The sequence below is a fragment of the Massilia sp. Dwa41.01b genome (assembly GCF_014171775.1).
Lineage (GTDB): Bacteria > Pseudomonadota > Gammaproteobacteria > Burkholderiales > Burkholderiaceae_D > Telluria.
Genome location: NZ_CP050454.1, coordinates 62,905 through 77,626 on the forward strand (window position 1 = coordinate 62,905; position 14,722 = coordinate 77,626).

15 protein-coding genes are annotated in these 14,722 nt (G+C 65.6%); 6 read left to right on the forward strand and 9 right to left on the reverse strand.

Annotation, left to right across the window (positions count from 1 at the left end):
- Window positions 1-1,371 (forward strand): TonB C-terminal domain-containing protein, encoded by a 1,371-nt coding sequence (locus G4G28_RS00295; RefSeq protein ID WP_182990400.1) that lies wholly within the window; start codon window positions 1-3, stop codon window positions 1,369-1,371.
- Between the two features lie 2 nt (window positions 1,372-1,373).
- Here G4G28_RS00295 and G4G28_RS00300 read toward each other — a convergent pair whose 3' ends face one another.
- From G4G28_RS00300 to G4G28_RS00310, 3 genes are all read right to left on the reverse strand, one after another.
- Window positions 1,374-2,114: an SDR family oxidoreductase gene (locus G4G28_RS00300; RefSeq protein WP_182990401.1), complete on the reverse strand. Its 741-nt coding sequence runs from the start codon at window positions 2,112-2,114 to the stop codon at window positions 1,374-1,376.
- Window positions 2,115-2,180: 66 nt separating this feature from the next.
- Window positions 2,181-2,612 (reverse strand): DoxX family protein, encoded by a 432-nt coding sequence (locus G4G28_RS00305; protein ID WP_182990402.1) that lies wholly within the window; start codon window positions 2,610-2,612, stop codon window positions 2,181-2,183.
- Window positions 2,613-2,730: 118 nt separating this feature from the next.
- A complete protein-coding gene (locus tag G4G28_RS00310; protein WP_182990403.1) occupies window positions 2,731-3,618 on the reverse strand; it encodes a LysR family transcriptional regulator in 888 nt (295 codons plus the stop codon).
- A 101-nt stretch (window positions 3,619-3,719) separates the two neighbouring features.
- Here G4G28_RS00310 and G4G28_RS00315 point away from each other — a divergent pair, with 101 nt between their 5' ends.
- The gene (locus G4G28_RS00315) at window positions 3,720-4,739 is read left to right on the forward strand and encodes a zinc-binding alcohol dehydrogenase family protein (protein ID WP_182990404.1); all 1,020 of its coding nucleotides are present in this window, start codon (window positions 3,720-3,722) and stop codon (window positions 4,737-4,739) included.
- Between the two features lie 125 nt (window positions 4,740-4,864).
- Here G4G28_RS00315 and G4G28_RS00320 read toward each other — a convergent pair whose 3' ends face one another.
- Complete coding sequence (locus G4G28_RS00320) at window positions 4,865-5,509, reverse strand: DUF6624 domain-containing protein (protein WP_182990405.1); 645 nt, start codon at window positions 5,507-5,509, stop codon at window positions 4,865-4,867.
- 202 nt (window positions 5,510-5,711) lie between these two features.
- On the opposite strand from G4G28_RS00320, the gene G4G28_RS00325 reads away from it, so the two are divergent.
- Window positions 5,712-6,491 carry a glutaminyl-peptide cyclotransferase gene (locus G4G28_RS00325; protein ID WP_182990406.1) on the forward strand — a complete coding sequence of 260 codons (780 nt, stop codon included), beginning with the start codon at window positions 5,712-5,714 and terminating at the stop codon, window positions 6,489-6,491.
- Between the two features lie 6 nt (window positions 6,492-6,497).
- On the opposite strand, the gene G4G28_RS00330 is transcribed toward G4G28_RS00325, so the two are convergent.
- The 3 genes from G4G28_RS00330 to G4G28_RS00340 all read right to left on the reverse strand — a co-directional run bounded on the left by G4G28_RS00330 (window position 6,498) and on the right by G4G28_RS00340 (window position 9,376).
- On the reverse strand, window positions 6,498-7,517 hold the full coding sequence (locus G4G28_RS00330; RefSeq protein ID WP_182990407.1) for an NAD(P)-dependent alcohol dehydrogenase: 1,020 nt from the start codon (window positions 7,515-7,517) through the stop codon (window positions 6,498-6,500).
- A gap of 88 nt (window positions 7,518-7,605) precedes the next feature.
- Window positions 7,606-8,070 (reverse strand): DUF2269 domain-containing protein, encoded by a 465-nt coding sequence (locus G4G28_RS00335; RefSeq protein WP_182990408.1) that lies wholly within the window; start codon window positions 8,068-8,070, stop codon window positions 7,606-7,608.
- Between the two features lies 1 nt (window position 8,071).
- Window positions 8,072-9,376, reverse strand: a complete 1,305-nt coding sequence (locus tag G4G28_RS00340) for an SDR family oxidoreductase (protein ID WP_183107927.1) — start codon at window positions 9,374-9,376, stop codon at window positions 8,072-8,074.
- A 59-nt stretch (window positions 9,377-9,435) separates the two neighbouring features.
- On the opposite strand from G4G28_RS00340, the gene G4G28_RS00345 reads away from it, so the two are divergent.
- On the forward strand, window positions 9,436-9,882 hold the full coding sequence (locus tag G4G28_RS00345; protein WP_229425335.1) for a hypothetical protein: 447 nt from the start codon (window positions 9,436-9,438) through the stop codon (window positions 9,880-9,882).
- A gap of 33 nt (window positions 9,883-9,915) precedes the next feature.
- Window positions 9,916-10,464, forward strand: coding sequence for a hypothetical protein (locus tag G4G28_RS00350; RefSeq protein ID WP_183107928.1), 549 nt, complete (start codon window positions 9,916-9,918; stop codon window positions 10,462-10,464).
- Between the two features lie 155 nt (window positions 10,465-10,619).
- Here G4G28_RS00350 and G4G28_RS00355 read toward each other — a convergent pair whose 3' ends face one another.
- A complete protein-coding gene (locus G4G28_RS00355) occupies window positions 10,620-13,109 on the reverse strand; it encodes a TonB-dependent siderophore receptor (RefSeq protein ID WP_182990411.1) in 2,490 nt (829 codons plus the stop codon).
- A gap of 150 nt (window positions 13,110-13,259) precedes the next feature.
- Window positions 13,260-14,207, reverse strand: a complete 948-nt coding sequence (locus G4G28_RS00360) for a DUF808 domain-containing protein (protein ID WP_182990412.1) — start codon at window positions 14,205-14,207, stop codon at window positions 13,260-13,262.
- A gap of 203 nt (window positions 14,208-14,410) precedes the next feature.
- Here G4G28_RS00360 and G4G28_RS00365 point away from each other — a divergent pair, with 203 nt between their 5' ends.
- Window positions 14,411-14,641, forward strand: coding sequence for a BrnA antitoxin family protein (locus tag G4G28_RS00365; RefSeq protein WP_182990413.1), 231 nt, complete (start codon window positions 14,411-14,413; stop codon window positions 14,639-14,641).
- Window positions 14,642-14,722 lie beyond the last annotated feature (81 nt).

Genomic DNA, 14,722 nt, shown 5'->3' on the forward strand with positions numbered 1-14,722 from the left:
ATGGAAGCGACGCACGACTTCCTGCTTGCGCTCGGACTGGACGAACAGGCCGACGAACGCGCCATCCGCCGCGCTTATGCGAAAAGGCTGAAGGGGATCGACCAGGCGCAGGATGCAGCCGGCTTCCAGGCCCTGCGCGATGCCTACGAGACGGCGATGGACTGGGCGCAGTACCGGCAATACGAGCACAGCGGGCAGGAAGAGTCAGCGCCTGGCGAGCACGAGCCGACGCATGCCGTCCATGCCGAGCTGCCTCCTGCACACAGCGGGACCGTCGCGCTCGACAGCGCCGGCACCGCAACGGTGGCCCAGGAAGCGGCAGCTGATCCGGTCGCGCCTGTCGAAGAGCCGGCCGAAGCCCTCAGCGAGGCCGAACGGGCGCTGGACGCCGTCTGGGAGCGTTACCTGGCCGACGTCAACGCGCTTGCCGCACGGGAGCAACTAGCCGACGTCGACGCCTGGGAGGCGGTATTGCGCACGCGCCTGGCCGACGCTGAACTCATCAACATCGATGCTCGCCTGCAGTTCGAATGGCGCATCGTCAGCATCCTGGGAAACGGCTGGCGTCCCGGCCACGAAACCCTGTTCCCGGCGGCGATCAATGTCTTCGGCTGGGACCGCGAGCGCCGCGCGCTGGCGCAGTTCGGTTACTACGGCAATCTGCTGAACCAGGCGATCGACGAACGCACTGTGTTCTTCGCGCAGGAAATCACGATGCGCTCGGTGCAGCAGAGAATTACCATGCTGCTGCGCCGTGAAAAACAGGCCGATACGCTCGAGATCGTGCAGAGCATGCGCGAGCTGCGCTCGATGCAGGCGCGTTTTCCGGCGCTGCTGTTCCTGGTCACGAATCCCGACAACGTCGCGCACTGGGACGCCACCTGGGCCGCGCACGATCCCGACCAGCCGCGTGTGTTCAGTCCACGCGAGAAAGCGGCACGCTGGTTCCTGCGCATCGTGCTGGTGGCCTTCGCGTTCAAGTTTTTGCACTTCATGTACGAACTCGATTCGCCACTGGTGCCGGCCGAGCCTGCGGCAGATGCCGCGCATCAGGAAGCGGGGCGCGGCGAACCGCCGACGCACGCCCAGCTGCTCGAGCACCTGGCACCCCTTGCTTACCAGCTGCCGGGGAATGCGCCTCCCGGCAACTATATGGTCAAGCTCGGCGTCTCCCTGGACGAGGACGGCAAGGTCAAGACCGTGACCACGCTGACGCAAACGGCGCTGCCCGGCTTTGACGAGGCGGTTGCCGCCGCGATCTGGGCCGCCAAACCCTTTCCGGCCACAACTGCCAGGTTTTTTTTCGTCGACATGACCGCGCATATCGCGCCGCCGGCCAAAGGCAAGCAGTCTGGCACGAAGGCGCTCTAAACCTACACGATCCCGCCATTCACCCGCAGCGTCTGCCCATTCACCCATTCCCCTTCCGGTCCGACCAGGAAGGACACGGTGTTCGCAATATCCTCGGGCGTACCGAGCCGCTCCAGCGGCGCCGCCTTGGCCAGGCGTTCGACCAGTTCCGCCGGCTTACCGTCGAGGAAGAGTTCGGTCGCGGTCGGCCCCGGTGCCACCGCCATCACCGAAATACCCTTGCCGCGCATTTCCTTGGCAAAGATGTTCGTAAAGGTCTCCACCGCCGCCTTGGCGCCCGCGTACACGGCATAGCCCGGCATGGCCAGGCCGATGACGCTGGTGGAAAAGTTGACGATGCGTCCGCCATGGCGCAGGCGGGTGGCGGCCAGGCGCAGCATGTGGAAGGTGCCGCGCGTGTTGATCGAAAAAATGCGCTCGTACAGGGCGTCGTCGGTATCGGCCAGCAGCGTCGTGCCGGGCTGGATGACGCCGGCGTTGTTGATGACGACATCGATCTCGCCAAACGCTGCCTGGGCTTCGTCGAACAGGCGCGCCGCGTCCGCGCTGCTGGCGACGTCGGCCTGGATGGCGACGGCGCGTCCGCCCCGGGCGGCAATCATGTCGACCACTTCCTCGGCATCTTCTCGCCGGCTGGCGTAATTGACGGCCACTGCGAAACCATCGTGGGCAAGGCGCAGCGCGATGGCGCGGCCGATGCCGCGTGAAGCGCCGGTGACGATGGCGGCTTTTCCGTTGGACATGCTCTTCTCCAATTCAGAATGAGGATCGCAGTGTAGAGCTTCGCCCAGGAGCGTGCTGGCGTCCCTTCAGTTCCACTTGCCGGCGCGTCCGCCGACGCTGTAGCGCCCCGCTCCTAGCAGAGCGACGGCGATGGCTGCGATGAAATACATGCCCTGCAGTTCGAGCGCCCAGCCACCCGTGGGCGACATCGTGAAGAACTGGGACGTATGCACCAGCAGCACGGCGACGACCATGTTGCCGGCCACGATCAGGGCCGCGGGCCGGGTCCAGATGCCGAACAGGATCAGCAAGGGCGCGATGATTTCACCCACATAGACGAGGTAGCCGATCGCTGCCGGCAATCCCATCTGCGCCAGTGCTCCGGTCACGAAACCGATGCCGCTGCTGAGCTTGGAGAAGCCGTGAAACAGGAGCAATATCGCCAGGACCACGCGCAGCAGCAGCTTGCCGAGGTCCTCGCGCTTGGCTGCGGCGGGCGCAATCGTCTGGGTGTTCATCGCTCTGCTCCTGTGGCGGGTGGTGGCGGAAGCCGGTGTACGGCCTGTATTGTCGTTCAGTCACGGCCATCTTAGGGGGAGCACACTGGCACCGGCGCACAGTTCGGTGGCGATGCGTTCACGAGAGGTAGTTCGCCAGGCCGTAGACGTCGATGAAGTCGAGCAGGGCACTCAGCGCCGCCGGACGGTGGCTGCGTCCAGGATAGACGGCGTAATAACTGTTGTCGGTCGGGCGGTGTTCCGGCAGCACCAGCGCCAGGCTGCCGTCGGCAAGCGCCTCGCGCACCATGAACCAGGGCAGCAGCGCGATGCCGGCGCCAGCGAGGGCCAGCCCGCGCAGCGTGTTCAGGTTATTCGCACGCAGCGGCGCGTGGGCGGCGTTGACGGTAATGACCTTGCCTTCGCTGTGCAGCGGCCACTGCGGCAGCACCCCGTGCAGCAGCAGGCGGTGGCGGTCCAGTTCGAGCGGATGGGCCGGCATCCCATGCGCGCTCAGGTAGCCAGGCGCCGCCACCAGCACGCGGCGGATGGTGCCGACGCGGCGCGACACGAAGCTCGAGTCGCCCAGCTGGCCGGTGCGCAGCGCCAGGTCGATGCGCTCGGCGACCAGGTCGAGGTGGGAATCGGTGATCACGCATTCGACGGTGACGACCGGGTGGCGCGCGTGGAAGGCGGCCAGCAAGGGCGGCAGCAGCAGGATGCCCGAGGCTTCCGGCGCCGTCAGGCGCAGGTGGCCGCCGGGCTCGTCGCGCAGGCGCGAAATGGCGGCGTCGGCGGCGTTCGCCGCCTCCAGCATGGCGCGGCAATGGCTGAGGTAAACCTGGCCGGCGGCCGTCAGGCTCAGGCGGCGCGTGGTCCGGTGCAGCAGGCGCATGCCGAGCGCGGCCTCGAGTTCTGCCACGCGGGCGCTGACTGTCGATTTCGGCAAGCCCACCGCCGCGGCCGCCGCCGTGAAGCTGCCGCTGGCAGCCACCTGGGCAAACAGCGCCATCGCATCGAGTTTCATTGTCCGGCTTCCTGGATAGTCTTTTCGGATTATAGCGACTAATCAGATCAATCTCGGGTGGGTACACTGGCTGCCATCCAATTCGATAACAAGGAAACACCATGAAAGCCATTGCCGCCTTTGCCTCCCTGCCCGCCGACAACGAAGCCGCCCTGCAGGACGTCACCCTGCCCGACCCGGTCGCCACCGGCCACGATTTGCTGGTCGAAGTGCATGCGGTCTCGGTCAATCCGGTCGATACCAAGATCCGCCGCGGCTTGCCGGCCGAGGGGCAGCTTGATGCGAAGGTGATGGGCTATGACGCCAGCGGCATCGTGCGCGCCGTCGGTCCGGAAGTCACGCTGTTCCGCCCGGGCGACCGCGTCTGGTACGCCGGTGCGATCAACCGCCCCGGCAGCAACAGCGAACTGCACCTGGTCGACGAGCGCATCGTCGGGCGCATGCCGATCAACCTCGGCTTTGCCGAAGCAGCGGCGCTGCCGCTGACGGCAATTACCGCCTGGGAACTGCTGTTCGACCGCCTGGGACTGGAATTCGGCGCGCACGCCGGACAAAAACTGCTGGTGGTGGGCGCGGCCGGCGGCGTCGGCTCGATCCTGGTCCAGCTGGCGCGCCAGCTGACCGGCATCACCGTGATTGCCACGGCTTCGCGTCCGCAGACCCAGGAATGGGTGCGCATCCTCGGTGCCCAGCACGTCGTCGACCACAGCGGCCCGATCGACGCGGCGCTGAACGCAGCCGGCCTGGGCGAAGTGGATTACGTGGTCAGCCTGACCCACACCCACAAGCATTTCGAAAGCCTGGTGAATGCCCTGAAACCGCAGGGAAAACTGGCGCTGATCGACGACCCGGAACCGATCGACATCCGCATCATGAAGCGCAAATGCCTGTCGCTGCACTGGGAACTGATGTTCACCCGTTCGCTGTTCACGACGCCGGATATCCAGGAGCAGCACCGCCTGCTCAACGAAGTGGCGCAACTGGTCGAAGATGGCCGCATCCGTACCACGCTGGCCGAGCACTTCGGCCCGATCAATGCCGCCAACCTGCGCCGCGCCCATGCCTTTATCGAAAGCGGGGCGGCCAGCGGCAAGGTGGTGCTGGAGGGTTTCGAAGGGTAATGCGGCCCGTTTAAGGTTGTCTCCCGGCATTTTTAGAAGGCTGCGCCGGGAGTGCGAAAACAAGCGCAGTCAACGATATTACTGTTTATAACATTTATATGAAATAAATTGAATAAACAATATGGTCATTGCGGGGACGAAGAAGCCTCCGGCAGCGGCACCGGACAGTTTTCCTTGACGATCATGTCGTTGATGCCGCGCTTGTAGTCCTCCAGCGGCGGCAGGCCGGCTTCCTTGCGCCGCAGTTCCACCTGCTTGCGGTCGTCGAGCGGATAATAGTTCCAGTTGCAGGCATCGACCTGGCGCAGCTGGGTGCCGAAGAGCTGGGGACGTTCTTCCAGCAGGGCGACACGGTCGGTCGTGATGGCCAGGTAGAGCACCGGCGCTTGCCTGTGCGCGACGGCCGATTCGAGGTGACGCAGCAGGCGGCGCTGGAAGGGCAGGTCGGTGCTGGCCGTCTGCGCCAGTGCCCAGGCCAGGCCGGCTGCGCGTGCACCCACGCCCGGGCCTGGCCAGCCGCAGGCGTCGAGCAGTTCCGCCAGGCGCGCCGCATTTTGGCGTTCCACCCATTCCAGCTGCTCGATGCGGCGCGCCGCCAGCGCATCCTCGGGCGGCGCCAGGTAATCGACGCCCACCCGCAAGGCTTCGGCCGACTCGCGCATCCCCGCCAGTTCCTGCGCGTAGCCCGCGCAGACCGGTGCCGCCTGCGCCGCCACCGGCGCCATCAGGGCTGCCAGCCAGAACACTGCCGCCTTTCCGAGGTGTGCCATCGTTCTGTTCTCAAAATTGCAATGATTAAAGCCTAACACGGGTCTGCGCAGCGGGCGGGCGCACGCTTGCCGCGGAGTGCGGCAGCAGGCGCGGTGTTGCGGACGGACGCGCCGTGGCCACGCCCTGCCCTGCCTGTCGCCACAGCGCCCGCGCCCGCCTTCTGCTACAGTAACCGCTCCCATTCACCGCCTCCGGCCCAGCATGCTGAAACCCTCCGTCCTCGTCGCGTTTGTCCTCTCGGCCTGTGCCTGCCACGTTGCTTCGGCCGCGATTCCCGTCTACGGTTTCATCGTCAAGAACACCTATCCGCACGATCCGAAAGCGTTTACCCAGGGCCTGTTCTTCCGCGACGGTCACCTCTACGAAAGCACCGGCCTGACCGGCCAATCGACGCTGCGCCGCGTGGAACTGAAAACCGGCAAGGTGCTGCAGAAGACGGCGCTGCCGCAGGACGTGTTCGGCGAAGGGTCGACGGCCATCGGCGACAGTATCCTCGGCCTGACCTGGCAGGCGAAGACGGGCTATATCTTCGATGCCAAGACGCTCGCCATGAAGGGCCGCTTCCCCTACGAGGGAGAGGGCTGGGGCCTGGCCAGCGACGCGAAATACGTCTACATGAGCGACGGCAGCGCCAGTATCCGCGTGCTCGATCCGAAAACGCTGAAGGAAGTTCGCCGCGTTCCGGTCAGCGCCGACGGCAAGCCGATCGACTCGCTGAACGAACTGGAAATGGTCGACGGCGAACTGTATGCCAACGTCTGGGGGACCGATGTCATCGCCCGCATCGACCCGGCCTCGGGCAAGGTGGTCGGCTGGATCGACTTGAGCGGCCTGCTGCCGCGCGAAAAACGCGGCACGGGTTCCGTCGATGCCGTCCTGAACGGCATCGCCTACGATGCGAAAACCCGCCGCCTGTACGTCACCGGCAAGCTGTGGCCGAAATTGTTCGAAATTGAGCTGGTCAAATTCGAAGGCCGCTGAGTTCGCTCAGGCGGTGACGGCAATCACCACCTTGCCGAAGTGCGAGCCCGATTCCATGTAGCGGTAGGCTTCTTTCGCCTGGTCGAAGGTGAACACGCGGTCGACCACCGGCTTCAGGTCGGCCACCGCTGCGAAGCGCATGACTTCCTCGAGCATGGCGCGGCTGCCGACGAAAATGCCGACCATGCGCTTGGCGCCGGCCAGCAGGGCGGCCGGATTGACTTCTCCCCCGAAACCGCTGACGCCGCCGATGATGGCGACGCTGCCGCCCATGGCGCAGGAGGCGACCGAACGGTTCACCGTGCCCTGGCCGCCCACTTCCAGCACGACGTGCGCGCCGATGCCGTGCGTCAGGCGCAGCACTTCTTCCTGCCACTCGGGCGTGATGCGGTAGTTGATCGTGTGGTGTGCGCCCAGTTCGCGCGCGCGCTGCAGCTTCTCGTCGCTCGAGGAGGTAATGATGGTGCGCAGGCCGGCCGCTTTCGCCAGCTGCAGGCCGAGCACCGAGACGCCGCCGGTGCCGAGCAGCAGGACGGTGTCGCCCGGCCTGATGTCGTTGCTCGATTCGAAAATCGCATTCCAGGCCGTGACGCCGGCGCAGGGCATGGTGGCCGCTTCCACATAGTTCAGCTGCGGCGGAATCTTGACGAGTGCCTCTTCGTGCAGCACGACTTCCTCGGCGAGCATGCCGTCGATGTCGCCGCCTAAAGCATGGCGGATCTTCGCCGCCGAGCTGCGGCCATCGAACCAGTGCGGAAAGAAGGAGCCGGCAACGCGGTCGCCCACCTGCAGGCGCGTCACGCCGTGGCCGGTGGCCAGCACTTCGCCGGCACCGTCCGAGCACGGAATGATGGGGTTATCCACATTCACCAGGTAATTACCGCTGGCCACCATCAAGTCGCGGTAATTCAGCGACACCGCATGCACGCGCACGCGCACCTCGAACGGGGCCAGTTCGCGCTGCGGAAAGTCCACGCACTGCAACCCGTCGATGTTGTCGCCAGGGAGAATCTGGTAAGCCCGCATCATTGCCTCCTGTGAGTGAGCGGTAAGTGAGAAAAGTCGCGGTCCATTCTACGGCGGCCGCTGCCCTGTCCTGGTTCGCTTGATGTACTTACATCGGTTTCGCCACCATCAGCCAGAAGATCGCGACAAAGGCGGCAAAGGCGGGAATGCCGAGCGCAACCCAGGTCCTGAAATAGCGCCAGTACTGCGGCGGCAAGGCGGTGTTCGTGCGCACCGCTTCGGCGGCCAGGTCGCGCAGGCGGATCTGGATCCAGACCACTGGCAGCCAGCAGGCGCCGGCCAGCACGTACAGTGCCACCGACCACATGATCCAGGTGCTGTGGAAGGGGTAGCCCGCCAGGTGGATCATGTAGAAGCCGGTGGCCGGCTGGATCACGGCGGTGGTGGCCGTAAACAGCCAGTCGGCGACCACGACATTGCGGCTGACCACGGCGATCGCGCGCACGTCGCGGCTGATATTGGCAAACAGCATGTACCAGGCCGAACCGATGCCGGTGCCGAACAGGAAGGTCGACGACAGGATGTGCAGCCACTTCACGACAACATATTCCAATTTACTGTTCCTCCAGTTCGTACAACAGCCAGATCGCGGCCAGCATGGGTAAATTCTTGGTCAGGGGACCATAGGGGTGCAGCAGGAATTCGGGCAGCTTGAACGCTATCACGACCGTATAAAAGCCGATCAGGACCAATTGTGCGAGCCAGAGCGGGCGGCGCCGCGGCAGGAAGGCGATGCCCAGCCCCAGCAGCAGGTCGAAGCCGGCCGCGCCGTACAGCATCAGCGGCTGCAGGCTGGCGGGAATGCCGGTGCGCGCCAGCAGATCGTAGCTGGCCTCGACCGGGTACAGGCCGAAGGAAACGATGGCCGTGGCGATCCACACGGCGACGATGCTCCAGCGTAGCAGCGGCAGCAGCCAGCCCAGCTTGGCCAGGGTGCGCTCGGCCTGCGGTTCGGCGATGAATTCAGCGATGCCTTTCGGCGGGCGGCCCAACAGCGCGGTGATGGCGGCAGGGTCGCCGGCGTTGCCGCGGTCGAGCATGCGCAGGGCGTCCTCGTCCAGCAAAGCGCCGGGCAGCCAGCGCCCGCCTTTCGCCATCAGGCGCGCCAGCGCCCCGGGCAAGGGCAGCACGCGCAGCCGGCCCATGCCCATGGCGCTGCGCAGCGCCGCCAGGTAATCGGTGAACGGCAAGGCCTGGGGACCGACCAGGGGCACCCGCTGCGCCCTGCCACCGGGCACGGACGGCTGCCGCAACAGGGCCAGGATCGCGCCCACCACGTCGTCGATGTGCACCGGCTGCACCAGCTGCGGCGCGTTGCCGAAGCGCACCGCGAACGGCAGGCTGGCAAGCATCTTGAACACCCGCGCGCTGGTGCCCTCCTTCCCGTACACCAGCGAGGGCTGGACGATCCAGGCGCGTTGCCCCGCGTGCAGCGGCAGGCTGGCCAGGAAGTCGTCGCCGGCTTTCTTGCTCAGGTGGTAGCGCGTCTCGGCCTCATCGTCCGCGCCCAGGGCCGACAGCTGGATGATGGTCTGCACCTGCGGGGAGTCGGCGCAGGCGGCGAACAGGGCGCGCGGGGTTTCCAGGTGCAGGCGTTCGAAGGTCTGGCTGCCGGACTCGCGGAAGATGCCGACCGTGTTGATGACGGCGTCGATGCTTCCCTCCGCGGAAGTCAGGCGCGCCAGCCAAACCGATTTGCCGGTATCGTTTGCGAAGTCAGCCTGCACGTAGTTCAGGCGCGGATCATGGCTTGTTTTCGGTGTGCGCACCGCGCACACGACCTGGTGGCCGTCGGCCAGCAGCGCCTTCAGCAGGTGCTGCCCGATGAAACCGCTGGCGCCGGTCAGCAAGATCCGCATGCAACTTCCTTTCACCCGAGTCGAAGAGGATTATCAATATGGCAGATTGGTCAACATCCATGCAACGCGGCCTGGTCGGTGGTGCCGCGTCCAGTATCGTCTCCACCGCCGCGCTGGCCCTGCTCGGCCGCGGCGAGGCCGGCAGCGCCTACGCGCCGACGAATGCCGTCAGCCACTGGATCTGGGGCGACGAAGCGGCCGAACACGACGGCTTTTCGCTGAAATACACCATCACCGGCTACCTGATCCACCATGCCAGCGCCACCTTCTGGTCGGTGCTGTTCGAAAAGCTGGCCGGCGAAAAGCTCGACCGCAAGGACCTGCGCGTAACGCTCGCCGCGTCCGCCGCTACTTCGGCGATCGCCTGCTTTGCCGACTACAAACTGACGCCGAAGCGCCTGCACCCCGGCTACGAGAAGCGCCTGTCGAAAAAGTCGCTGGCCGGCGTGTATGCCGCCTTCGCAGTCGGCCTGGCCATCGGCGCCATCGCCCTGCGCCGGAATTGACCGTTCGGCCAGTCTAGAACAGACGGGAAAATCGTGCCGCCGCCCTTTATTTGTGCGCTGCTGCTGCACGGCCTGCTTGGCCTGGCCGATATTGTCGTCAACCACGAGCTGCTGGCGAAATTGCCGGCCCGGCCCGGGGCCGCCGAAGAGGAAGGCCTGCACGCGGCGCGCGAAGCGATTTTCGCCTGCCTGTTCGCCTCGCTCGCCTGGTACGCGTGGCACGGGGACTGGGTGTGGTGGATTGGCATCCTGCTGCTGGCCGAGGTGATCGTCTCGGCGCGCGACGTCGTCGTCGAAGGCGACACACGGGTGCTGCCCGTATCCGAGCGCGTCCTGCACCTGCTGCTGTTCATCAACCTGGGCGTGCTGATCACCCTCGCGGCCTATGTCGCGACCGGGTGGCATGCCGCCCCGGCCGGACTGGCGCGCGTCGATTACGGCTGGGCAAGCTGGATTTTGTCGGCGCTGGCGCTGGGCGCCGCCGCCTGGGCCTGCGCGACGCCCGCTCGGCGCTGCGCCTGGCCCGGCATGGCATGGCATAAGGCTGGGCGGCTTCACCGCCCAGCCACCATCGGGTCTTAGAGCCTATCCCGGTAGTCCGGAGTCGCTGCTGGCGCGCCTGACAAACGCGTGCTGCGTTGCTCGTCGTTGCATGGCCAGCCATGCGGCCTCCTCGCGCCTTGCCCGCGCTTGCCATGCATCGCCACCAGCTTTCCCCGGACTACCGGGATAGACTCTTAGAACCCGTAGTTGGCCCGCGCGTACACGAAGCGTCCCGAACGGCCGAATGGCGAATAGTTCGAGAACGGCGTGTTGCCGCTCGGGTTCAGCGCCGGCGGCAGGGTTTCCGGATACTGGTCGAACAGGTTGTCCGCACCGAGCGCCAGCGTCAGCTTGGGCGTGACCGCATAGCGCGCTTCCAGGTCGACCACGGTGCGAGCCGCCAGCGGGAAATCGGCCGCGGGCGTGGTACCCGGCGTCATCGTCTTGCCGTAGCGGGTAGCGCGGAAGGTGGCGCCCAGGGGACCGAGTTTCCAGTTCAGGTTGGCGCTGAGCTTGCTGCGCGGCTGGCCTTCCTCGATCGCGATGACATTCGCGCGGTCGAACAGCACCGGTGCCGGATTCAAGGCCGCGAGCTGGGCCGTGACCGGTACTTTGGTGACCTCGGTGCGATTGAAGTTCGCCGCCAGCGTGGCGTCGAAGCGCCCTGCCGTGCCGGCGGCGATGGGCCAGTTCATCACGATGTCGACCCCGTCGGTGGTGGTGTCGACGCCATTGATGAAGAAGCGCCCGCCGGTGACGCCGATAAACCCCTGCGAGGCGATATAGGCGGCGACATTGGTCTGCAGCAGATTCTCGGACAGGACGATGCGGTCGCGGATCTTGATGCGGTAGGCGTCGATCGTGATGCTCACCGGGTCCAGGCGCAGCACCGCGCCGAGCGACAGGTTGAGCGACTTCTCGGCATCGAGCGGCTGTGCGCCGAGGGCGGCCGCGACCGGATTGGTCGGCTGGAAGGTCGCGATTTCGTAGGGGATGCCGTCGACGAAGTTGGTCGAGGTGGAGGTGAAATTCTGCTGCTGCGGCGACGGCGCGCGAAAGCCGTTCTGCACCGAGCCGCGCAGAGCGAAGCTCTTGCTGAAGTCGTAGCGGCCGGCGAGCTTTCCTGCCAGGCTGTTGCCGAAGTCCGAGTAGTGTTCGGCACGCACGGCTACCGAGGCCAGCAGCTGCGGCGTCAGGTTCGCTTCCAGGTCGACAAAGGCGCCGACCGCGCTGCGGTGGGTATCGATCTCGTTGGCCGGGCGAAAGCCGGGGAACACCTGGGCGCCGGGGGCCGCCGGCTTGCCATCGGCCAGCTTCTGGCCGCCATAGCTCCACGATTGTTCTTCGCCGGCGAAGAGTTCATAGCCTTCGCGCCGCACTTCGGTGCCGACGGCAACGTTCAGCGGCGACGACAGGCCGGGCACATCGAAGGGACGCACGCCGGTCAGGTTGAACACCAGCTGGTCGTACGAGAAGCCGCCGGCATCGAAGACAGTCTTGCTGGTCGGTCCGATCGAGCGGTTCAGCGTGTTCTGGATTTCGAATTCCATCCGGTTCTTGCCGTAGCCGAGGGAGGCGTCGAGGTCCCAGCTGCCCATTGCCCAGGTGACGCCGCCGGTGACGGAAAAGTCGTCGACGGTGGGCGCGATGATGGGCAGGAAGCCGTTCGGGTAGATCGAGGTCAGGTTGCGCACGTCCTGCGGGATGCGGAAATAGCCGGCCGAACGCGCTTCGCGGTTCTGGTAGCTGGCCCAGCCATAGACCTTGACGCCGTTGCCGAGGTTGTTGCCGGCGTTCGCGAACAGCGTGGTCTGCTGCATTTCCGGGTCGCCATACCAGGCATTGAAGCGATTGATCGTGTTTTCGCGCGGATCGAAGGCGCCGTTGGCCAGGCGCGCGTATTGCTGGCGCATGTCGTAGCCGCTGCGTTCGGTGCGGTTCTGGTCCTTGTACTCGGCGGCGATCGTGATGTGGCCGCTCTCTCCCCAGGGCAGGCCCTTCCAGGCACTGACCGTCGTGCTCTGGCCGTCGGTGCGTTCGCGCGAGGCCGGGCCGCTCCAGGTAGCGCCGCCAGGTGCCACATCGTTCCGGAGGTCGTATTCGGTGATGCGCGCGCCATAGGTAATGGCCGCTTCGCCGCCGTCCCGGTCGGTACGCAGGCGCAGGTTGACGACGCCGGCGATCGCATCCGACCCGTACTGGGCGGCGGCGCCATCGCGCAATACCTCGATGTTCTTGACGATCGCGGTCGGGATCGTGTTCATGTCGACGGCGGCCGAGCCGCGCCCGACGCTGCCGTTCAGGTTGACGAGGGCGGAAGAATGACGGCGCTTGGAGTTGACCAGCACCAGGGTCTGGTCGGGCGCCATGCCACGCAGCGTGGCCGGGCGGATGGTGTCGGTGCCGTCCGTCAGCGAGGGACGCGGGAAGTTCAGCGAAGGCAGCGCGACCGACAGCGCCTGGTTCATCTCGGTGGTGCCGGTGTTCTTCAGGGTGTCGGCGGAAATGATGTCGACCGCGGACGCGGTGTCGAGGGCGCTGCGGTTCGCTACCCGCGTGCCCGTCACGACGACGGTGGCGGCAGTGCCTTCGGTGGCGGTGCTGTCCTGCGCCCAGGCGGTGCTTGAGAACATCGCGGCGATCGAAAACGCCAGCACCGTCTTCTGTGTCACTCTTCTTTGCATGTTGTTCCCTCACGTGGATTGGCCAAGCGGAAAGTGCTGGAACCAGTCTGGAGGGCACGTTTGGAAGTGTCAAACTGCAACACGATCCTTAGTGAAAAATGCAACAGTTGTACTTACGTAAGGTGTCTGTAAGGCGGATCGGCCTACGGCTCAGTGCGCGGCGGCAGGTGTTTTCTTGCCGCGCAGTTTATTGACGATCGTGACGACCAGCAGCACCAGGGCACCGACGACGACGCCGGCCAGCGCGTCGATGACGGTCGGGGTAATCGCATGCAGCAGGCCGCCGAGAACGGGCACTTCTCCCATGCGCTCGGCCGCGCTCTCGGCGAAGTGGTGCAGCGGTTCCCAGTTGTGGCCGATGATGCCGCCACCCACCATGAACATCGCGGCCGTGCCGACGACGGACAGGAATTTCATCAGGCGCGGCGCCGCCGCCAGCAGCAGGCGTCCCAGGCCGCGCGCAAAGCCGCTGCTGCGCTGGCTCAGGTACAGCCCCGCATCGTCGAGCTTGACGATGCCGGCCACGAGGCCGTACACGCCGATCGTCATGACCAGCGCAATGATGACCAGCACCGCCACCTGCTGCATGAACGGCATGCTCGAGACCGTACCGAGGGAAATGACGATGATTTCCGCCGACAAAATAAAGTCGGTGCGAATGGCGCCCTTGATCTTGTCTTTCTCGACCGCGCACATGTCGACGTTCTGGTCGGCCAGGGCTGCCGCCAGGCGTTCCTCGTTGGCCGCGTCTTCCTCCGGGCTGTGCAGGAATTTATGGGCCAGCTTTTCAAAACCCTCGAAGCAGAGGAAGGCGCCGCCGATCATCAGGAGGGGCACGATCAGGGCCGGCACGAAGGCGGAAATCAGGAGCGCGGCCGGCACCAGGATCGCCTTGTTCATCAGCGAACCCTTGGCCACGGCCCACACCACGGGCAATTCGCGCTCGGCGTGCACGCCCGTCACCTGCTGGGCATTGAGTGCCAGGTCGTCGCCGAGCACGCCAGCGGTCTTCTTCGCCGCCACCTTGCTCATCAGGGTGACGTCGTCCAGGACGCTTGCGATGTCGTCGAGTAATGCCAGCAAACTGCCTGCAGCCATGGGTCCTGCTCCTGTGATTATCAATATGGCAGCATCTTAACCGAGGGCAGGGTCATTCAGCACACAGTTCAGCCTCGTTAATTGCGTTTCAGTCCCGAAAAAACGCAGCTCGTCGCTTTCGCAGCGCGGCAATAGCGGGACGTACGTATAGTCAGTATCAAGGGCTGCGGTAGGGCAGCCTCCCCCAGACGAAGGAGACCAGGATGAACCAGACCCACGCCGCCGCCAGCCAGCTTGCCCCAGTTCACGCCGCGCCGGTGCGCCGCACGCGTCCGCCGAAGCGCAAGACCCGCATCACGATCTATCTCGACGACGAGGTGCTGAACGAGTTCCGCAACTTGTCCGAGCGCTGCGGTACCGGCTACCAGACCCTGATCAACGCCGCCCTGCGTACCCGCCTGGCAACCGGGGGCGCCGAACCGAGCCTGCTGTGACGGGCGCGCCTTGAAAATGCCCCCGCGCGCGCGGGAGCGTGAAAGATTACACGTGGCAATTATTTGTGCTACTCTTTCTGC